General features: G+C 66.7%; 22 protein-coding genes and 1 other RNA gene. 15 read left to right on the forward strand and 8 right to left on the reverse strand.

The features are described from left to right. Positions 1-134 precede the first annotated feature (134 nt). Both HOP03_02985 and HOP03_02990 read left to right on the forward strand, forming a co-directional pair. Positions 135-518 (forward strand): winged helix-turn-helix transcriptional regulator, encoded by a 384-nt coding sequence (locus HOP03_02985; protein ID NOT87128.1) that lies wholly within the window; start codon positions 135-137, stop codon positions 516-518. Then, the gene (locus HOP03_02990; protein NOT87129.1) at positions 515-1,513 is read left to right on the forward strand and encodes a hypothetical protein; all 999 of its coding nucleotides are present in this window, start codon (positions 515-517) and stop codon (positions 1,511-1,513) included. The genes HOP03_02985 and HOP03_02990 overlap by 4 nt, the downstream gene beginning before the upstream one ends. 90 nt (positions 1,514-1,603) lie before the next feature. Here HOP03_02990 and rnpB read toward each other — a convergent pair. Beyond that, an RNA gene (rnpB, locus tag HOP03_02995) (RNase P RNA component class A) lies at positions 1,604-2,019 on the reverse strand. Between the two features lie 113 nt (positions 2,020-2,132). On the opposite strand from rnpB, the gene HOP03_03000 reads away from it, so the two are divergent. Continuing rightward, on the forward strand, positions 2,133-2,540 hold the full coding sequence (locus HOP03_03000) for a hemerythrin family protein (GenBank protein ID NOT87130.1): 408 nt from the start codon (positions 2,133-2,135) through the stop codon (positions 2,538-2,540). A 9-nt stretch (positions 2,541-2,549) separates the two neighbouring features. Here the strand turns inward: HOP03_03000 and HOP03_03005 are convergent, their stop codons facing one another. Together HOP03_03005 and HOP03_03010 are read right to left on the reverse strand one after the other, a co-directional pair. Next, positions 2,550-3,008, reverse strand: coding sequence for a hypothetical protein (locus tag HOP03_03005; protein ID NOT87131.1), 459 nt, complete (start codon positions 3,006-3,008; stop codon positions 2,550-2,552). Next, the gene (locus HOP03_03010; protein ID NOT87132.1) at positions 3,005-3,568 is read right to left on the reverse strand and encodes a sigma-70 family RNA polymerase sigma factor; all 564 of its coding nucleotides are present in this window, start codon (positions 3,566-3,568) and stop codon (positions 3,005-3,007) included. Before HOP03_03010 ends, HOP03_03005 begins: the two co-directional genes overlap by 4 nt. Before the next feature lie 162 nt (positions 3,569-3,730). Here HOP03_03010 and HOP03_03015 point away from each other — a divergent pair, with 162 nt between their 5' ends. Together HOP03_03015 and HOP03_03020 are read left to right on the forward strand one after the other, a co-directional pair. Then, positions 3,731-4,069, forward strand: coding sequence for a hypothetical protein (locus HOP03_03015; protein ID NOT87133.1), 339 nt, complete (start codon positions 3,731-3,733; stop codon positions 4,067-4,069). Positions 4,070-4,284: 215 nt separating this feature from the next. Next, positions 4,285-4,725 carry a nuclear transport factor 2 family protein gene (locus HOP03_03020; GenBank protein ID NOT87134.1) on the forward strand — a complete coding sequence of 147 codons (441 nt, stop codon included), beginning with the start codon at positions 4,285-4,287 and terminating at the stop codon, positions 4,723-4,725. Between the two features lie 40 nt (positions 4,726-4,765). Here the strand turns inward: HOP03_03020 and HOP03_03025 are convergent, their stop codons facing one another. Then, a complete protein-coding gene (locus tag HOP03_03025; GenBank protein NOT87135.1) occupies positions 4,766-6,295 on the reverse strand; it encodes a M20/M25/M40 family metallo-hydrolase in 1,530 nt (509 codons plus the stop codon). Positions 6,296-6,376: 81 nt separating this feature from the next. Further along, positions 6,377-7,216: a 16S rRNA (cytidine(1402)-2'-O)-methyltransferase gene (gene rsmI / locus HOP03_03030; protein NOT87136.1), complete on the reverse strand. Its 840-nt coding sequence runs from the start codon at positions 7,214-7,216 to the stop codon at positions 6,377-6,379. Between rsmI and HOP03_03035 the strand changes: the two genes are divergently transcribed. The 6 genes from HOP03_03035 to HOP03_03060 are packed head-to-tail and all read left to right on the forward strand — an operon-like array spanning position 7,191 to position 11,982. Then, the gene (locus HOP03_03035; GenBank protein ID NOT87137.1) at positions 7,191-8,681 is read left to right on the forward strand and encodes an ABC transporter substrate-binding protein; all 1,491 of its coding nucleotides are present in this window, start codon (positions 7,191-7,193) and stop codon (positions 8,679-8,681) included. The two genes, rsmI and HOP03_03035, sit on opposite strands and share 26 nt — an antisense overlap. Then, on the forward strand, positions 8,671-9,072 hold the full coding sequence (locus HOP03_03040) for a YraN family protein (protein ID NOT87138.1): 402 nt from the start codon (positions 8,671-8,673) through the stop codon (positions 9,070-9,072). The genes HOP03_03035 and HOP03_03040 overlap by 11 nt, the downstream gene beginning before the upstream one ends. A 22-nt stretch (positions 9,073-9,094) precedes the next feature. Continuing rightward, positions 9,095-9,430 carry a SnoaL-like domain-containing protein gene (locus HOP03_03045; GenBank protein ID NOT87139.1) on the forward strand — a complete coding sequence of 112 codons (336 nt, stop codon included), beginning with the start codon at positions 9,095-9,097 and terminating at the stop codon, positions 9,428-9,430. 10 nt (positions 9,431-9,440) lie between these two features. After that, entirely contained in the window at positions 9,441-9,986 is a 546-nt protein-coding gene (locus HOP03_03050; protein NOT87140.1) for a metal-dependent hydrolase, read from the forward strand. Beyond that, positions 9,983-11,380, forward strand: coding sequence for an FAD-binding protein (locus tag HOP03_03055; GenBank protein NOT87141.1), 1,398 nt, complete (start codon positions 9,983-9,985; stop codon positions 11,378-11,380). Before HOP03_03050 ends, HOP03_03055 begins: the two co-directional genes overlap by 4 nt. Continuing rightward, positions 11,377-11,982: a uracil-DNA glycosylase family protein gene (locus HOP03_03060; protein ID NOT87142.1), complete on the forward strand. Its 606-nt coding sequence runs from the start codon at positions 11,377-11,379 to the stop codon at positions 11,980-11,982. Before HOP03_03055 ends, HOP03_03060 begins: the two co-directional genes overlap by 4 nt. 173 nt (positions 11,983-12,155) lie before the next feature. On the opposite strand, the gene thiL is transcribed toward HOP03_03060, so the two are convergent. Beyond that, positions 12,156-13,121 (reverse strand): thiamine-phosphate kinase, encoded by a 966-nt coding sequence (thiL, locus tag HOP03_03065; protein NOT87143.1) that lies wholly within the window; start codon positions 13,119-13,121, stop codon positions 12,156-12,158. Positions 13,122-13,351: 230 nt separating this feature from the next. Here thiL and HOP03_03070 point away from each other — a divergent pair, with 230 nt between their 5' ends. From HOP03_03070 to HOP03_03085, 4 genes are all read left to right on the forward strand, one after another. Then, positions 13,352-14,632: an HlyD family efflux transporter periplasmic adaptor subunit gene (locus tag HOP03_03070; protein ID NOT87144.1), complete on the forward strand. Its 1,281-nt coding sequence runs from the start codon at positions 13,352-13,354 to the stop codon at positions 14,630-14,632. Then, positions 14,629-16,791 (forward strand): peptidase domain-containing ABC transporter, encoded by a 2,163-nt coding sequence (locus HOP03_03075; protein NOT87145.1) that lies wholly within the window; start codon positions 14,629-14,631, stop codon positions 16,789-16,791. The genes HOP03_03070 and HOP03_03075 overlap by 4 nt, the downstream gene beginning before the upstream one ends. 233 nt (positions 16,792-17,024) lie before the next feature. Next, positions 17,025-17,198, forward strand: a complete 174-nt coding sequence (locus tag HOP03_03080; protein ID NOT87146.1) for a hypothetical protein — start codon at positions 17,025-17,027, stop codon at positions 17,196-17,198. Positions 17,199-17,327: 129 nt separating this feature from the next. Continuing rightward, positions 17,328-18,479, forward strand: coding sequence for a hypothetical protein (locus HOP03_03085; GenBank protein NOT87147.1), 1,152 nt, complete (start codon positions 17,328-17,330; stop codon positions 18,477-18,479). 61 nt (positions 18,480-18,540) lie between these two features. On the opposite strand, the gene nusB is transcribed toward HOP03_03085, so the two are convergent. Next, a complete protein-coding gene (gene nusB, locus HOP03_03090) occupies positions 18,541-19,008 on the reverse strand; it encodes a transcription antitermination factor NusB (protein NOT87148.1) in 468 nt (155 codons plus the stop codon). Then, positions 19,005-19,472, reverse strand: a complete 468-nt coding sequence (locus tag HOP03_03095; GenBank protein NOT87149.1) for a 6,7-dimethyl-8-ribityllumazine synthase — start codon at positions 19,470-19,472, stop codon at positions 19,005-19,007. Before HOP03_03095 ends, nusB begins: the two co-directional genes overlap by 4 nt. Positions 19,473-19,564 lie beyond the last annotated feature (92 nt).

The raw sequence follows: 19,564 nt of genomic DNA on the forward strand, positions 1-19,564 counted from the left end.
TGAGATTTTGGCCGTCATTGAACTTGCCTGAACGGTCTACCGCGCGCCCTTTTCCAGCGTTCGGGAGACTTCAGGGTCATCATCATTCAACCGAATGGTTGACAATCAAGGAAAGAGCAGCAATATTCAACCACATGATTGAACTTCAGCCGCCAACCCCCACCCGTGCCCCCCTCGATCTGGTGTTCCAGGCACTGGCTGACCCTACCCGCCGAGCGATGCTCACCGACCTCGGCGTCCACGAGCGCAGCGTCGGCGAGCTGGCCGCTCCGCACCGGATCAGCCTTGCCGCGGCGTCCAAGCACATCAAGACCCTTGAACGCGCCGGGCTCGTAAAGCGGACCGTCCGGGGCCGCACTCATCTGTGCGCGCTGGACGCTGCGCCGCTCGCCGACGCGGACGTCTGGCTGCGCCAGTACGCCCAGTTCTGGCGCACCAGCCTCGATGCTCTCGACGCACTGCTGCGCAGCGAAGACACCGCACTTCTCGCCGACCCCGAACAGGAGCCCACTTCATGAACAGCACCTCATCCTCCGAGCTGCAGATCCATGCCAGACGATGTTTTTCCGTATCCGCGGATCGTGTCTTCGATGCCTGGTTGAACGCGACCATGCTGTCGCGCTGGATGTTCGGCCCTGCGGTACGCGACGAACGTATCGTGCATTTGCAATTGGACCCGCGCGTCGACGGCAGGTTCTCGTTTCGGGCCGAACGCGCCGGTACCGAGATCGAACACGGTGGTCGTTACGTTGCGATCGAACGCCCCCACCGCCTCGCCTTCACCTGGGGCGCGTGGGCGGCCGACGACCATGGCGACGACAGCAGCCTTGTCGAGATCGTCATCGTCGACAACGCCGACGGTTGCACCCTGGTGCTGACCCATTCCATGTCGCAACAATGGGCGGAGTACGCCACACGCACCGAACAGGGCTGGAATCGGATGCTGGAGACGCTGGACAAGGCACTCGCGAACGATGCCCACGGCGTGGTGATCAGCAACGACAGCGTGCGCTTCGAACGCCTGTTGCCCGGCCCGATCGAACGGGTATGGGACCATCTGGTCGACCCGGAAAAGCGCAGGCGCTGGCTCGCCGGCGGACCGATGGGCAGCGTGGTCGGCGCGGATGTCGCCCTGCAATTCCGCAATGCGGAGCTCTCGCGGGACGACGACCGCGCGCCGGAGCGCTATCGCGAACAGGAGAACGATGGTCGCGTCTTCGGCCGCATCCGCATCTGCGAGCCGCCGCACCGGCTGGTCTTCAGTTGGCATGGCGACCCCTCGACTGCGGACGAAGACGCCTCGGAAGTCGACATCGCACTGCGCGCCAGCGGCGACCAGGTCCTGCTGACGCTCACCCACCGCCGCCTCTGCATGCAGGTCATGTCCAGCGTCGGTGCCGGCTGGCACACCCACCTCGGCATCCTCGAAGACGTGCTCGCGCAACGCGAACCGCGACGCTTCTGGCGCACGCATACCGCGTTGGAACCGGAATACGCGGCACGGCTGGATTAGAAAGATGGGGCGCGCCCCGCTGGCATCAGCGCAGCGGGGCCGATGGTTTGCGCAGCATGCGATTCTTCTGGACACAGCCCAGAAGAAATGTGACGGAGCCGGCCGATAAGCCGGGTTTTGTCGTGGACAGTCATTCCTCTAGGCGCATCGTCGCCGATACGCTCAAGCAACCTACCCGGAGACACCGCGGGCCGCGGCATTGCCTCCCTATTTGGTCTTGCTCCCGGTGGGGTTTGCCGTGCCGGTCCGTTGCCGGACTCGCGGTGCGCTCTTACCGCACCATTTCACCCTTGCCCGCATTCCCCTCGCCTTTCGACGAGTTGGAACACTTTGTCGGACTTTCGTCCTACAAGCGCCCCGAAGAACCGCTGGCGGTATCTTTCTGTTGCACTTTCCGTCGGCTCGCGCCGCCCAGGGGTTACCTGGCACCGTGCCCTGTGGAGCCCGGACTTTCCTCGGCATCGGCATTCCGGAGAATGCGATGACGCGACTGCCTGGCCGACTCCGTCCGCGGCATTGTCGCACGATCGCCGCGTTCCACCCGAATTGATTCCGGTCAAGGCATCGGCCATCCCCGGGACAGACACTGATCCATTGCTCGTCGCAAGAAGGGGGATGCATGGCATTTTTCGAGTGGTCGCCAAGCCTGTCTGTCGGGTTGGAAACGGTGGACCGCCAGCACCGCATGCTGATCGGCTACATCAACGAGCTGAGCGACGCCGTCGACAAGGGGCGCGGCGGTCCATCCCTGCAGAAAACGCTCGAGCGCCTGCGCAACTACACGCGGGTGCACTTCGCCTATGAAGAAGCGATGTTCAAGGTCTACAGGTACGAGGACGCCGACGACCACAGCGACGCGCATCATGTCTTCGTGCGGATGATCGAGGATTGCGAACGGCGCCACGCCAAAGGCGAGCAGAATGTGGGCGTCGAACTGCTCGACTATCTCAAGCGCTGGCTTTCCGAGCACATCCTGATCGAGGACAGGAGCTACGCAAGAGTGCTGGTCGAACGCGGAGCGAACTGACCGTCCGTATCAGCCGGATGCGCCGGCCGATGCTTTGCGCGTCAATGCGTCCACGGCAATCACCGACAGGCCCAACACGGCGATCGCAATCAGCCACAGCGAGAGCGCATCGTCGCCGAACGGCGCGCGGATCGACGCTACCGGCCATCGCGACCAATACAACATCGTTGCTGCGAGCATCGCGGGCAGATACAACAGGCTCAGCAGGCTCGCCAGCAATGTCTTGAAGCGCGACACCTGCGCACGCGCGTCGGCGAGCCGCTGTGCATCGGTCGCGACGCGCACGGCGAAACCATCGGGCAACGCCGGCAGTGGCTCCCGGTCGAGCGCAGCGAATACATCGCGATAGCGCCCGTCGCCAGAATCGTCGGTCGCGCCGGACCGCAGCGCCGACAGCAGTCGCTCCTGACGACACCACAGCGCTTCTGTCGCGTCCTGCGTTTCGTGTGCGTCCGGTCCGTGCGTCATGGTCGTTCTCCCAAAGTGATGGCCAGAGCATCGCGAAGCCGGGCGCGGGCACGCGCCAGATGGCTTTTGACGGTGCCGGACGGCAAGCCGGTCATGGCGGTGATCTCGGGAATCGTCAATTCGTCGAGATGATAGAGCGTCAGCAGCAGGCCCTGGATCGGCGGCAACCTGCGCATCTGCATCTGCACGATCGCGTCGATCTGCGCTTGCGATGCCTGCGCGTGCACATCTTCACCGCTGTCGATCGCGTCGATCGCGTCCGCACCATCGTCGCCCGCCAGTTCCCGCTCCAGCGCCATGCGCCGGCGTTCGAGGTGTCGCAATGCACAGGTATAGGCGATACGGCCGATCCAGGTCTTCAGCGAACTGTCGTAGCGGTATTGATGCAGGCAACGATGCACGCGCAGGAACACGTCCTGGCACAGATCGCGGGCGTCTTCAGGATGACGCACGAGTTTGAGCACAATGTGCCAGCACACGGTCTGATGTTCGCGGACCAGTCGCTCGAATGCGCCCCGGGTGCCGGCCAGGACGGCATCCACCAGCGCGCGGTCCGACATGGGCTGGTCAGAAGCAGGCTGGTCCGGAATAAGCGGATCGTCGTCGGTCATCTGTCTGTTGGATACGTCGAGCCGGGTAATGGTTGCATGCGATTCAAGTGCAACCGGCAGCCTCCAGCGCGTATCTATCGCCATGATTCCCATCCTTCCAAGAGCCTCGTCATGGACCCGATCTTCACCAAACAGATCATCATCCCGCTCGCCCTGTTCTTCTGCATCACCTTCGCCTTCAAGGCGCTGCTGGATGCCGTGACCCGCTATCGCATGATGAAGGAAGGGCTTTCGGAGACGCTGCTCGCGGAACTGCTGCGCCACGATGCCAGACAGCGGCGGTTTTCCTCGCTGCGATGGGGCATCTTCCTGATCGCGATCGGCCTGGGCTTCGCGCTGCTGCAGGCCTTCGGCTGGACCCGGCCGACGCCGGGCAGCATCGCTCTGCTCGCGATCCTGACCGGCGCGGGTCAGTTGATCTATTTCCGGCTGACCAACCACGGCGGATAAGCCGCATCCGACCGGCGTCTCGACGCCGGCCCTGCCCTTCGCATCGCAAGGCCGCCATCGACGCGGCCAGGCGCCCTGTACCCGAAAAACGACCGGAGATCGCAATGCGCATCACCCGATTCTCTTCCAGTGTGCTTTCATCCTGTGCGCTTTCGACAGCCCGTTTGCCGCGCCTCGCCATGGCTGCGGCATGGTTGGCGGCATCGAGCATGTCGATGCTTTCGTCCATGGCCCAAGCGGACGACATCGCGGATGGCGCGGCCTCTTCCGCTGTCCGTCGCGAGATCCTCGCCCTCGACGCCCGCATCAGCGATGCCTACAACCACTGTCGAATCCATCCGCTGAAGGCCCTGTTCGCGGACAATGCCGAACTGTACTTCGCCGATCGCGGCGTCGCGCGCCAGTTGTCCACGCACACCGACACCCTGCGCCGTACGTTCTGCGGCAAGTACCGCCGCGAAGCGCCGGCATCCGATCAGCGGATCTACTCCCTGCCCGACTACGGCGCCATCCAGATCGGCACGCAGTCGTTCTGCGCGGTCGACTCGCAGCCCTGTCGCGGCCAGCGCATGCGGTTCATGGCGATCTGGCGGCAGCGCGACGGCGAATGGCGGATCACCCGGCTCGTGCGCTACGACTACGCACCAGCGGGCTGAACAACTGCTTCGACAAGCGTCGCGCCGCGCATGCGCACGCTCAAGGATACGGCGTCGTCAGCAGGCTGCGGATCGTGCGCGTTCCGCTGATGATGTTGCCCATGCGCAGATTCTCGTCGTGGGTGTGCTGGTTGTTGTCGGCATTCACCGTCGACACGATGACGAACGACAGCCGCAGCGCATCGACCAGCGTTGCGGTCGGAACGGTACCGCCGACCATGCGAATCCGTACCGGCTTGTCTCCGGTCGTCGCCACGGCTTCGGTGGCCGTGTACGCCCAACGCCCCACGGACGAATCGACAGGCACACGCACCGCTTTTTCGGATTTGCCCATGCTGAAACTCGCGAGTTTGTCGTGCCCGGCACGTTCTTCATCGCTCGGTGGGCCATCGGTCAGATGGTAGCCCTGGCGCTCGATATGCGTCTTGAGCAGAGCGAACAATGTCTGTCCGTCCGCTTCCGGTGTGGTCCGCAGATCCAACTCCGCCGTCGCTTCGCTCGGCACGACATTGGCGGCCTTGTCGCCGATGGCCGCAGAAGCCATGCCGCGCACATTGAGCGAGGGATACTGCATCGACATCTGATACGTCTCGCCGACACGCTCGGCCCTGGCGATGCCCAGGCGCTTGCGCAACGCGGCGTCATCGTCGCCGCTCGCCGCGAGCAGCGCGCGATCCGATGCGGTCAAATCGATGCCGTCGTAGTAACCGGGCACCAGCACGCGGCCGTCGTCGTCCTTCATGCTGGCAAGCAATCCCGCCAGACGCATCGCCGGGTTGGGCACGTAATTGCCGTAATGACCGCTGTGCAGCGCTACTTTCGGGCCGTACACCACCAGCGTCGCCTGGACGATGCCACGGTTTCCGAACAGCAGCGTCGGCCGCCCGGACGCATGCACCGGGCCGTCGAGGATCACCAGGCCATCCGCCGCGAACAGCGATCGGTTCGACGCCACCACGCCCGCAAGACTGGGCGAACCCATCTCTTCCTCGGAATCCAGAATCAGCTTGATGTTGAACTCCGGCGCCGCGTCTTCCGCGTTCAGCAGATCGATGGCGGTCAGCAGCATCATGATCGGCGCTTTGTCGTCGGAGGCGGAACGCGCGAAGATCCTGAGCTCCGGATCGAAGGGCGTGGCCTGCAGACGCTCGCTCGGCACGGGTGTCCACACACCGTTCGCATCGCGCTGTTTCACGACGGGAGAAAACGGGCTGGGCTGCGACCATCGTTCCGGGATCACCGGCTGACCGTCGAAATGGATATAGAAGAGGACGGTTCGACGTCCCGCGACAGGCGCATCCAACTGGGCGAAGACCAGCGGCCGGTTCGCCGGATTCTGCAGCAACCGCGTACGGAAGCCGCGCTTCTTCAGCGCAGTTTCGATGAAGACCGCGTTGTCGCGGATGTGTCCGGGGTTGTCCGCGACATTCGGGATCGACAGCAGCTGAAGGAACTCCGGGATGTTCGCCTGCGCCGCCTTGATCAAGGCATCGTCATCCGCATGCGCCTGTCGCGACAGCGCGCAGACCGACAACAGCAACCATCCGTACATGAAACGCCGCATCTCCATCACCTCGTGATCGTCATCCTGCTGCGGACTTTACACCGCGAAACGACCTGACCGCAGGGGCGGACAATGATCGGCGCGACGTCACCCCGGATCGCTTCCGTACAAACCCTTTCGCGGTGCGCCGGTGATCTCCGCCGCCAGCTTCGCGGCGGTCGACGGCGGCAGGTGTTCGATGAGTTTCGCGTAGACGCGGCGACCTTCGACCAGTCTGGCGTCCGCATCGTCGCCCACGCCCTGGATCAACAGCACGAACTCGCCTTTGCGCTGGTCGGCATCGGCAACGACGCGGGCGTGGAGTTCGCCGAGGGTGCCGCTGAGCACGGTCTCGAACAGTTTGGTCAGCTCGCGGGCGATCGCGGCGGGACGGCCGGCGCCGATGACCGCCACGGCATCGGCGAGGGCGTCCTCGATGCGGTGCGAGGACTCGTAGAACAGGAGCGTGCGCGGCTCGCTGGCCAGTTCGGCGAAACGTTCGCGGCGTGCTCCCGCCTTGGCGGGAAGAAAACCCTCGAAGGCGAAGCGGTCGCTGGGCAGGCCGGCGACGCTGAGCGCGGCAATGAGGGCGCTTGGGCCGGGAATCGGGCTGACCTTGATGCCGGCGGCGCGGGCGGCGGCGACCAGGCGGAAGCCGGGATCGCTGACCAGCGGGGTGCCGGCATCCGACACCAGCGCCAGCGACTCTCCGGCCGACAGGCGGGCAACGATGCGTTCGGCCATCCCGGCTTCGTTGTGCTCGTGCAGGGCGATCAGGGTCTGCTCGACGCCGTAATGCGACAGCAGCTGGCGGGTATGGCGGGTGTCCTCGGCACAGATCGCGGCGACCGCGCGCAGGGTATCGAGGGCGCGCGGCGACAGGTCGCCCAGATTGCCGATCGGGGTGGCGACAACATAGAGAATGCCTGCAGCGGCGGGGATGGACATCGGATCTGGCTCGCTCGGGGTGTGGCAGGCGGGTAGAATCCTAACGGTTCACTCAAGGGTTGCGGCGATGCGCATGAATTCGACGACGTTGGCTTGGCTTTGCACCGGTTTGCTCGCCTTGGGGCTCACCGCCTGCGTGCCGACCAAGCCCGGCGGCACCAAGCCGTCGACCTACCGGGTCAATCCACTGGTTGCACAGGCCTCCGCCCTCGCCGCCAACCACGACACCCTGACCGGCCAGGCCAAGGCCGACAACGGCCGCGAGATCGAGCGCATCGTCGCGGGTCTCGACAACGCCGTGCTGAGCAACGAAGCCGGGATGCTGCGCGACGGCGATCCGCTCTACAACTTCATCGGTCGCGAACTGCTGCGCCGTGGCCTGTCCCTGCCGCGCCCGTTCGACCGCGAAGGCAACTGGCGTTTCACCGCCGGCAACCGTCCTCCGGCGGATCGCGACGGCTATCGGCCGCCGCGCAAACTCGCGGTGCTGCTGCCGCTGAGCGGTGCGATGGCCGCAGCGTCGTCGCCGGTGCGCGACGGTCTGCTCGCCGGTTATTTCGGCGAACACCGGCAGCGGCCGGAGATCGTGTTCTACGACACCAGCGGCACGCCGGCCGGCGCCGTCGCCGCTTATCAGAAGGCGAGCACCGAAGGCGCCGATTACGTGGTCGGCCCGCTCGGCCGCGACGAAGTCGGTGCGCTGTTCAAGGAATCGCAGCTCAACGTACCGGTGCTGGCGCTGAATCGCGGCCCCACCGCGCCGCCGAGCGGCAACGCCAGCTTCGCGCTGGCGCCGGAGGACGACGGCATCGCCGCCGCCGAATACCTGCTCGCGCGCAAAGCGCGTCGGGTGCTGGTGCTGGTCGGCAGCGACGATGGCATGCGCCGCAGCGCCACGGCCTTCCGCGAACATCTCGCGAGCCGCGGCGGCACCGTGATCGAAACGCTGACCATCGCGGAAAAACCGGCCGACAGCACTGCTGCGCTGCAGGCGGTCGCGCAGAAGGAAGGCGGCGTCGACGCGCTCTTTCTCGCGCTGAAGAGCGGACAGGCGCGTGCGCTGGCGCCGCAGCTGACCGCTGCCAACCTCGCCGACAAACCGCGCGTTTCCACCGCGCAGTTGCTGTCGGGCACCGGCAAGCCGGAGCAGGACAAGCTGCTCGACGGTATCGCCTTCCCGGCCGAAACCTGGAGCGTGCAGGGCATCGCCGGCCTGCCTTCGGCCGACGCCACCGGCGGCATGCTGTCGACCGCGCGCGGCCCGGCGGCCAAGCTGTTCGCGTTCGGCTACGACGCGTGGCTGCTCACCGCCTATCTCGAACGCCTCGCCACCCAGGCGAACGGCAAGATCGACGGCGCCACCGGCGACCTGCGCATCGACGGCTTCGGCAATATCGTGCGCAGCCCGGCATGGTCGACTTTCAGCAACGGCCAGATCGTCGCCCTCACCCGCAGTGGCGACTGAGAGCCGAAGCCCGGCTCGGCGAAACGATCGGCGCGCGCAGGGCGCGCGCGTCGAAGCGCTGGCCCGCGATTTCCTGCAGCAAAACGGGCTGGAACCCGTCGCCGCCAACGCCCATTACCGCGGCGGCGAACTCGATCTGGTGATGCGCGACGGCGACGCGCTGGTTTTCGTCGAAGTGCGCTATCGACGCGGCGCCGGCTTCGGCGGTGGCGCCGCATCGGTCGATGCCAACAAATGCCGCAAACTGGTGCGCGCGGCCCACCAGTTCCTCGCCGCGCATCGCGAGTACGCGCGCGTACCTTGCCGCTTCGACGTGATCGACGCCAGCGGAGACCCGGAAACACCCACCTTCGACTGGCTGCGCGATGCGTTTCGCGCCGACGACGTCTGAATATCGAGCCCGAGGTATCGCGATGACCCCGACCGAGATCGTGCAACGCCAGCTGGATGCCTACAACGCGCACGATCTCGAACGCTTCGCCGACTGTTTCAGCGCGGATGCCCGCCTGTTCCGGATGCCGGCGGAAGCGCCACATATTGTCGGCAATGCCGCATTGCGCGCGTTCTATGCCGAACATCGTTTTTCGATTCCGGACCTGCGCGCCGAACTGCTGGGCCGCATCGCGCTGGGCGACAAGGTCGCCGACCACGAACGCATCCACGGCCTGGGCGAACAGCCTTCGGAAGTGATGGCCGTGTACCAGATCCGCGACGGCCTGATCGCCAGCGTCTGGTTCTTCTATCCGTAGATCGAACACGATGCCGACCATCTTCACCCATGCCGTCGTGCCGCTCGCCCTGGGCCTCGCGCTCGGCCGCAACACGATCTCGCCGCGCTTGATCGCGGCCGGCATGTTCGTGGCGATGGCGCCCGATTTCGACACCGTCGCATTCAAGCTCGGCATCGCCTACGCCGATCAGTTCGGGCATCGCGGCGCGAGCCATTCGTTCGTCTTCGCGCTGGCGGTCGCGCTGTTCGGCGCGATGGTCGCACCGTGGTTGCGCACGACGCGATGGCGCGCGTTCTGGTGGCTGGCCTTCTGCACCGCTTCGCACCCGCTGCTCGATGCATTGACCAACGGCGGCCTCGGCGTGGCGCTGCTGTGGCCGTGGTCGCACGAGCGCTTCTTCGCGCCGTGGCGGCCGATCGCGGTGTCGCCGATCGGCGCCGGATTCTTCAGCGCGCGCGGGGCGACGGTCCTGTGGTCGGAATTGCAGTGGGTGTGGTTGCCGATACTCGGACTATCGCTGCCGCTATGGGTATTGCAGCGGCGGGCCTGGGGCCGCCCTACAATCGCGCGATGACTGCCCTGCCCGCCGACCTGATCCGTACGCTCGCCGATGCGCTCGGCGACGGGTGGCGCACCGATGCCAGCGAGCGTCTGACCTACGGTTACGACAACTCGCGGCGACAGGCGATGCCCGATGCGGTCGCGCTGCCGTCGACGCAGGAACAGGTCGTCGCGCTGGTGCGCGCATGCCGCACCCATCGCGTGCCGGTGATCGCACGTGGACGCGGCACCAATACCACCGGCGCGTCGGTGCCGATCGCGGGCGGCGTGGTGGTGTCGTTCGAACGCATGCACCGCATCCTCGACATCCGCCCCGGCGACCGCTGCGCGGTGGTGGAGCCCGGCGTATTGAATGGCGACCTGCAGCGCGCGTTGAAACCGCATGGGCTGTTTTGGCCGCCGGATCCGACCAGCGCGGATTTCTCCACCATCGGCGGCAACCTCGCCTGCAATGCCGGCGGCCCGCGCGCGGTGAAATACGGCGCCAGCCGCGACAACATCCTTGCGCTGACGGCCGTCACCGGCACTGGCGAACTGATCCAGTGCGGCAGCGCCACCACGAAAGGCGCGACCGGCTACGACCTGCAGCGGCTGCTGGTCGGCAGCGAAGGCACGCTGGCCCTGATCGTGGAGGCGACGCTGAAACTCGCGCCGCTGCCGGCCGCGCGCCGCGCACTGCGTGCGCTGTATCGCGATGTCGACGCCGCCGCCGCCGCCGTCGCGCGGCTGATGGCGCAGCCGGTGACGCCATCGATGCTCGAATTCATGGACAGCCACGCGGTTCGGCTGGCGCGCGCGCAGATGCGCGCGAGCACCGGCGGAACCGATATTCCCGAACATGCCGGCGCGCTGCTGATGATCGAAGCCGACGGCGATGCGCACACCTTGCCGCATGCGCTGGAGGCATTGGGTGCCGCCGCACGCGGCGATGGTTGCCTCGATGTCGAACCCGCCGCCGACGAAGCCGCGCGCGAGCGTCTATGGGCCGCCCGCAAGGCGCTCTCGCCCGCGTTGCGCAGCCTCGCGCCGGGCAAGATCAACGAAGACGTGGTGGTGCCGGTGTCGCGGATTCCAGAACTCGTCGCTGGCGTGCAGATGCTGTCGCGAGAAGTCTCACTGCCGATCGTCTGCTTCGGCCATGCCGGCAACGGCAATCTGCACGTCAATCTGATGTACGACCCGGACGACCCGGCACAGAACGAACGTGCGCATGCAGCGATGTCGCGCGTGTTCGCACTGACCCTGTCGCTCGGCGGAACGCTCTCCGGCGAGCACGGCATCGGTCTGGCGAAGCGCGACTTCATGCCGCAGGCCGTCGACGCACCGACGCTGGCGATGATGCGCGCGGTCAAGGCGGCATTCGATCCGGACGGCATCCTCAACCCCGGCAAACTGCTGCCGCCGTGAGCCCGAAGCCCGAACGCCCGCCGCTTGAGGCATTGCTCGCCGACATCCGCGCCTGCCGGCTGTGCGAAACGCATTTGCCGCTCGGCCCACGCCCGGTGCTGCGCGCGAGCGCGACATCGCGGCTGCTGATCGTCGGCCAGGCGCCCGGCACGAAGGTACATGCGAGCGGTATTCCCTGGGACGACGCCAGTGGCAAACGTCTGCGCGAATGGCTGGAGATGGATGTCGAAACCTTCTACGACGCGTCGCGTATCGCGATCGTGCCGATGGGCTTCTGCTATCCCGGCAAAAGCGGCGCCGGCGATGCGCCGCCGCGACCGGAATGCCGCGCGACCTGGCATCCGCGACTGCTGCCGATGCTGCGCAACGTGAGGCTGACGCTGCTGATCGGACAGTATGCGCAGGCATACTTCCTTGGAAATCGACGCAAGGCAACGCTGACCGGAACAGTTCGCGCTTGGCGCGAATACATGCCGGAGCATCTGCCGTTGCCGCATCCCAGTCCGCGCAACATCGGCTGGTTCAAGGCCAATCCGTGGTTCGAAAACGACGTAGTGCCGGCGTTGCGCGAACGGGTGCATGCATTGTTCGCGCGGGATTGAGCTCGGCTTGACGTGTCATCCCGAGCGCAGCGAGGGACCTGCTGTTCAAAGTGCGAAGATTCCATGGGGTGCGCGGGTGTTTCGGGTATTGATCGCGCTCGGTCGAGACTGCGATGAAAGCAGGTCCCTCGCTACGCTCGGGATGACAGAACACAGGACGCCGATACCACGCTTCAACCTTCGAAATGCACGTACCCGGCGCGCGGCGGCGACCACTCCGCACCTGCGGCATCGCGCAGCAGGAGATTACCCGCATCGGCGTTGATGCAGCCGATGCGGGCGACGGGCACATCGCAGGCGCTCATCGCTTCCTGCACCGCGAGACGCGCGGTCTTCGGCGCGGTGAAGCACAGTTCGTAATCGTCGCCGCCGGCAATTTGAAGTTCGCGACGCGTCGCAGGATCGAACGCGGCGATCAGCGCATCCGATGCCGGCAGCGCATCGACATCGAGTTCCGCACCGACGCGGCTGGCGCGACAGACATGCCCCAGATCGGCAAGCAGGCCGTCGGAGATATCGATGCAGGCGTGCGCGATGCCGGCGAGCGCCAGACCCGCCGCGATGCGCGGTGTCGGCCGATCGAGACGCGCGCGCAGGGCCGCATCGATTCCACCGCCCGCTTGCCACTGTCGCAGCGCAGCCGCCGCATCGCCGAGCGTGCCGGTCGCCCACACATCGTCGCCCGCACGCGCCGTACTGCGCAGCAATGCGCCGCGCGGATCGACCAGACCGTGCGCGGTCACGCAGATCGACAACGGCCCGCGCGTGGTGTCGCCGCCGATCAGCGTCACATCGTGCTGCACCGCGAGTTCGAGAAAACCATCGAGAAAACCATCGAGCCATGCCGCATCGGGCTGCGGCAACGACAGCGACAGCGTGCACCACGCTGGGGTGGCGGCCATCGCGGCGAGATCGGACAGATTCACCGCAAGCGATTTCCAGCCGACGTCGGCGGGTGCGGTCTCCGCCGGAAAATGCACGCCGGCATTCAGCGTGTCCATCGCCACGACCAGCCGCATGCCGGGCGGCACCGACAGGATCGCCGCGTCGTCGCCGATGCCCACGATCACGTCGCCACGCGCGGTGGCGCGCTGGCGGATGCGGGCGATGAGGTCGAATTCGGAAGCGCGGGCGGTCATGCGGTCTCTGCGTGCGGTCTGCGTGTGGTCCGGGTGTTTTTGCCCGCGTCGGCGGGTCTTGGGCTATGGTGACACAGCGCTGCGGGTGGTCCGGATCGCAGGCGATTCGCACAGATGGGCTGCGACGGCCGCACGCCGGTTGGCGGGCCCGGCGCTTTCTGGAACCATACCGCCACGCCTCCAGGCCGTCGTCCCCTGCGACAGCGGATCGCGGCGCACGGAGGGCAAGCATGACGGACAACCTGTTCAGACCGGAAGTCGGCCAGGCGCGCAAAGACGCGTGGCTGGGGACCACGCGTCTGCCGTCGCCACGGATCGCCTGGCCGATGACGCTGCTGGCGCTGGCGCTGGTCGCCTGCGTCGCTGCGTTCCTGATTTTCGGCCAACACGTGCGCAAGGTTCGCGTCCAGGGGTTGCTGGTGCCATCGCAGGGCTTGCTCGCGGCGGTGTCGCCGAATACCGGCGTGGTGACGGTCGTGAAAGTCGCGGAAGGCGATCGCGTCGATGCGCAGCAGCCGCTGATCGAAATCGCCTCCTCCATCGAAAGTCCGCGCTGGTCCACCGGCGATGCCGGTGCCACCGTCGCCGGGCAGCTGGAACGCCAGCGCGCGCTGATCGAAGCGGATATGGATGTGCTGGAAGCGGCCGGCGACCGCGACGCCAACGCACTGCGCGAGCGTTCGGCCGCATTGCGCAGCGAGCTGGCGACGGCAGAACGCACGTTGCAGCTGCGTGAACGCCAGGCGACGCAGGCGCGTGCGCTGCTGGAGCGCATCCGCCCGCTGCAGCGCGAGCGGATCGTCAGCGATGTGCAGATCGCACAGTACGAAACCGATGCCACCGAAGCGCGCGCCGCTGCGGAGGATGCGCGGCAGGCGCTGTCGCAGACGCAGCGCCGGCTGGACGATGCCGAAGCCGCTGTCGCGACGCTGCGCTCGACCTCCGCACTGCGCCAGAACGATCTGCAGCGCCGATTGGCCGATCTGTCGCAGGTGGCCGCGCGCAACGCCGTCGATGGCGGCGCGCTGGTGCGCGCGCAGCGCCGTGGCGTGGTGTCCGGACTGGCGGTGGAATCCGGGCAATCCGTGACCCGTGGCCAGCGTCTGCTCTCGCTGATTCCCGAAGGCTCGGTGCTGCGCGCCGAACTGTGGGCGCCGAGCGATGCGATCGGCGAACTGTCGCCGGGCACGCGCGTCGCGCTGCGCTATCGAGCCTTTCCGTTCCGGCGCTACGGCGTGCAGTCCGGGCGCGTGCTCTCGGTATCGCGCTCCGCGCTGTCGCCCGAGGAAATCAACCGGCGCAACGGCATGAAGACGAGCGCCCCCGCGTACCGGGTGCTGGTCGCCCTCGATCCGCAAACCAATCATGCCGACGGCCGGGCACTACCGCTGCGGGCCAGCATGACCCTGGAAGCGGATCTGCTGCTCGAACGCCGGCGGCTTTACGAATACGTGTTCTTCCCGGCCGGCAGCGGCAGCCATGTCGGCAACAGCAGCGGGAGCGGTACATGAGCGGCTTCGCACGGCGCGCGCGCCGCGGCGAGCTGCCGGTGATCCATCAGAACGAGATCGCCGAATGCGGGCTGGCCTGTCTCGCCATGGTCGCGGCGTACCACGGGCACGATGTCGACATGGCCGGCATGCGCAGGCGTTTCGCGGTGTCGATCAAGGGCGCGTCGCTGTCGCGACTGATCGCGATCGCCGACCGGCTGGATCTGGCGGCGCGACCGCTGCGCGCAGAACCCGAGCATCTGCCCGATCTGCGCGTGCCGTGCATCCTGCACTGGGACATGAATCATTTCGTGGTGCTCAAACGCGTCGCGCGCGGCATCGCCGAGATCCACGATCCGGCGCGTGGCGAGGTGAGGATGTCGATCGCAGAGCTCGGCCGCCACTTCACCGGCGTGGTGCTGGAACTGACCCCGAACGACCATTTCCAGCCGGTGCGCGCGCGCGAACCGATCCGTCTGCGCGCGCTGGTCGGCGAGGTCATCGGCTGGCGGCCGGCGCTCGTGCAGATCTTTTCGCTGGCGCTGGCGCTGGAGCTGTTCACGCTGCTGCTGCCGATGTCGATGCAATGGGTGATCGATCGGGTGCTGGTGTCGGCGGATACGGAATTGCTGACGTTGCTGGCGCTGGGCTTTCTCGCCGCCGTGCTCTTCCAGAGCGTGATCGCCGCGGTGCGCGGCTGGGTGGTGGCCGACATCGCGGCGGCGTTCGAGGCGCAGTGGTCGACGCATCTGGCCGGGCACCTGCTGCGGCTGCCGTTGACCTTTTTCGCCAAGCGCAGCGTCGGCGAGGTGCTGTCGCGGTTCCTGTCGGTGCAGAGCGTGCAGCAGACGCTGAGCACCAGCTTCGTCGAGGCCCTGCTCGATGGGCTGACGGTGGTGCTGGTGCTGGGCCTGCTGCTGGTGTATTCGCCGACGCTCACGGTGTGGGTGGTGATCGGTTTCGCGGCGTATGCCTTGTTGCGCGCGTGGAGCTACCGCCGGCTGTGGCGACTGAAGGAAGGCCATCTGGTCAGCCTCGCCCGCCAGCAGTCGCTGCTGATCGAATCGGTGCACGGCGTGCAGGCGATCAAGCTCGCCAACCAGCACGCCGAACGCAGCGCACGGCTGGCGAACGCAGCCAACGACGCCGCGCGGCAGGACGCTGCGGTGCGCCGCGCGACCGCCACGTTCTCGGCGCTGTCCAAGCTGGTGTTCGGCGCGCAGCGGGTGCTGCTGATCTGGCTCGGCGCAGGCATGGCGCTTGGCGGTTCGATGACCGCAGGCACGCTGGTGCTGTGCATCGCCTACGCCGACATGTTCGCCGCGCGCGCCGGTGGGCTGATCGACAAACTCATCGACCTGCGCCTGCTCGGCGTGCATGCGCGACGGATCGCGGATATCGCGCAGCAGTCGCCGGAGCGCGACGGCGTGGGCGATCGCATGGGCGAATATGCCGGCCCGCCGCCGGAGCCGTCGCTGGACATCGAAGGCCTGGGTTTCCGCTACGGCGAAGACGAGCCATGGATCGTGCGCGACTGCAGTTTCCGCATCGCAGCGGGCGAATCGGTCGCCATCGTCGGACCCTCCGGCGCGGGCAAGACCACGCTGGCGAAACTGCTGCTGGGACTGCTGCCGCCGGACGAAGGCACGGTGAGGATCGGCGGCGTCGATATCGCGCGCTATGGTCTATCGGCCTATCGTTCCCGGGTCGGCGCGGTGATGCAGGACGATGTGCTGTTCGCCGGTTCGATCGCCGACAACATCGCTTTCTTCGATGCCGGCGCATTGCCGGAAACGGTGATGACGGCCGCACGGCACGCCGGCATCCACGATGAAATCGCGGCGATGCCGATGGGTTACGAAACGCTGGTCGGCGACATGGGCTCGGCGCTGTCGGGCGGGCAGAAACAGCGCGTGCTGCTGGCGCGCGCGCTGTTCCGCAATCCCGACATCCTGGTGCTGGACGAAGCCACCAGCCATCTCGATGTCGAGCGTGAATACAGGATCAATGCGGAAATCGCCGCATTGCGCATCACCCGGCTGATCATCGCGCATCGCCCGGATACGATCCGCAGCGCGGACCGCATCCTGATGGTCGCGGACGGCAAGGTGGAAGCGTGGTCTCAGGCGCAGTTCGATGCACGGCTTCATGCGCGGTTCCGCACGGACGCAACGCCATGAGTCATAAGTGCGACGGGGTCGACATCGGCTTACGGGAAGTTAACACCCCTGCGGATCGCGCCGAATAGACTCGAACCGTTCCCGCGATGTCCCCATCGTTCAGATGCGGGCGTCGTGGAAACCGGTTCCGGCATCCGATCCGAAAGCCGTTCGATGTCGGAGATCGCAGTACCGCACCGGGAAATACCCCGGCTACCGTTTCTTCCTCAGGATGATTGTAAGGAGTGCAAGCAATGTCGAAGTTCGAGGACAAGTCCCAGGACACCACCGTCCGTCCGATCGCCCGCACCGTCGCGCGTGAATTGTCGCCGCAGGAAATCGAGAAAATCGCCGGTGGGCGCCCGACCCACACCCACGCCACCGGTCCGAACGGCGACGACCCCGGCGATCCGGGCAGCTCCATCTGATCCGTCAGCGGACCGATCTTCGCGGATGCCGGCACGCCCGGCGACGCGCGCATCCGTTCCGCCACGCCGCGCTGCCTTGAGGGAGCGCGGCGTTTTCATTGCCACCTCCTTCGCCGCGACATAGCGCACATGCCCACCGATGCTCCACACGCGCACGCTGCGCACGCGAAGAAGCAACCGCTGATCCTCTCCGGCCACGCCCACGACGTGCATGCCGCCGCCGTGTGCTGGGCGCTGCGGCGCAGTGGCTACCACCCGACGTGGGTGCAGACGCTGGCCGATGCCGCGATGACGCCGGTGTCGCTGCATGCCGACGACCGCGCAGGCCTGCGTTTCGCCGGTGGCATCGATCCAGCGCGGACCTCCAGCGTGTGGTTCCGCCGGCCGCGATTGCCTGAAGCATTCGACAACGTATCGGCCGCCGATCTGGCCTTCGTCCGCGACGAGTGGAAGCGCCATGCCGGCAACGTGCACGCCGTGGCTGGGGCCGCAGGCGGCGTGTTCTGGGTCAACCGGCCGGATCGTGCGTTGGCGACCGAAAACAAATGCCTGCAGCTGCAGGCCGCGCATCGCTGCGGCCTGCGCTTCCCCGCCACCCTGATCTCATCGGACCCCGACGAAATCCGGCGTTTCTTCGCGGCGCACGAGCGCATCGTCTACAAGCCTTTCGCCACCCACAGCTGGCGCGACGGCGACGGCAGGATCTACAGCACCTATGTGCGCACGCTCGATGCCGCAGCGCTGCAGGACGATGCCGCGCTGCGGCTGTGTCCCGGCATCTACCAGGCCTGCGTCCGCAAGCGCTACGACCTGCGCGTGACCGTCATCGGCCGGCGCATGTTCGCCGTGCGCGTCGATGCGCCGGAAACGGACGATGGCGTCGTCGATTGGCGCGCCGCCTCGATCGGCGATCGCGCGACATCGCGCCCGTTCGCGCTGACCCATGCGTGGGAAACAGCGCTGCGGCGGCTGATGGACGCACTGGGCCTGGTCTTCGGCTGCATCGATCTGGTGGCCGACGACCACGACGAACTGCATTTCCTGGAGATCAACCAGGCCGGGCAGTTCCTGTTCGTCGAGCACGATGCGCCGGGCGTGCCACTGCTGCGCGCGATGGCGGCGATGCTCGCGGAAGGCCGGTCGGACTATGCGCTCGACACCATCGCCGAGCTGTCCTATGCGGACTTCCTGGACGACCCCGAGCAAAAAGCGTGGTGGGCGTCCGTGGCCCCGGAGATGCGCAGCGAAAACGGCGCGATCGCGGGGGTCAGCGAGGAATAGCCGTCGGGATGCGCAGCCCGCGCACGGCGAAACATGAATCGCCGATCTTCCGCAGACGCGCTCACTTCCCGCGCGCGGTCTGCACTTCGATGGCGCGCAGCGCGACGGCTGCGTGATCGAGCACGCCGTTGACGTAGGTGTGGCCGTGTTCGGAGCCGAAGCGCTTCACCGATTCCACCGCTTCGTTCAACACCACGCGATACGGCACATCGATGCGGTGCTGCAGTTCGTAGGCGGCGATGCGCAGCGCGGCGCGTTCGATCGGATCGACTTCCTCCATCGTGCGGTCGAGGAACGGCGCCAGCGCCGCGTCGAGTTCCTTGCAGTGCGCGTCGACGCCGTGGACCAGTTCCTGGAAATACGGCAGATCGGCGATTTCGCGCACCTGCTCGTGCGCGAACTGGCTGACGATATCGCGTGCGTCGGCGCCCGACATCTGCCATGCGTACACGGCCTGCAGCGCACGGCGCCGGGCGCGGGTGCGCAGCACCGGATCCACGCCATCGGTGCGACGATGAAATTTGCTCATGCCAGTTTGCCCATCAGATTGGCCATCTCGATGGCGACCAGCGCCGCCTCTTCGCCCTTGTTGCCGTGACTGCCACCGGCACGCTCGGCGGCGTGCTCGTACTGCTCGACCGCCAACACACCGTTGACCACGGGTAGCGCGTAATCCAGCGAGACCCTCATCAATCCGTCGGAACAGCCGTCGGCGACCTGTTCGTAATGGCGGGTATCGCCACGGATGACGCAACCCAGCGCGACGATGGCGGCATGGCCGCCGCCGGAAGCGAGACGCGAAGCGGTCGCGGGCAGTTCCCAGGCGCCGGGGACGCGGATCACATCCACCGCATCCTCGGCCACACCGTGGGCGAGGAAGGCCTCGCGGGCACCGGCGACCAGTTGCTCGGTGATGCGCGGGTTCCAGCGGCTGGCGATGATCGCGAAACGCGCACCATCGGGGGCGCGCAGGTCGCCTTCGAAGTGAGGCATGCGGAATGCTCGGAACTGGGCGGGGCATTATAGGGTGCGCCCCCGGCTTTCGCCGGGGCAGGCTTGGCTCGCCGGCTTCCCTGAGGTTGCAG

Source organism: Lysobacter sp., from assembly GCA_013141175.1.
Taxonomy (GTDB): domain Bacteria; phylum Pseudomonadota; class Gammaproteobacteria; order Xanthomonadales; family Xanthomonadaceae; genus Lysobacter_I.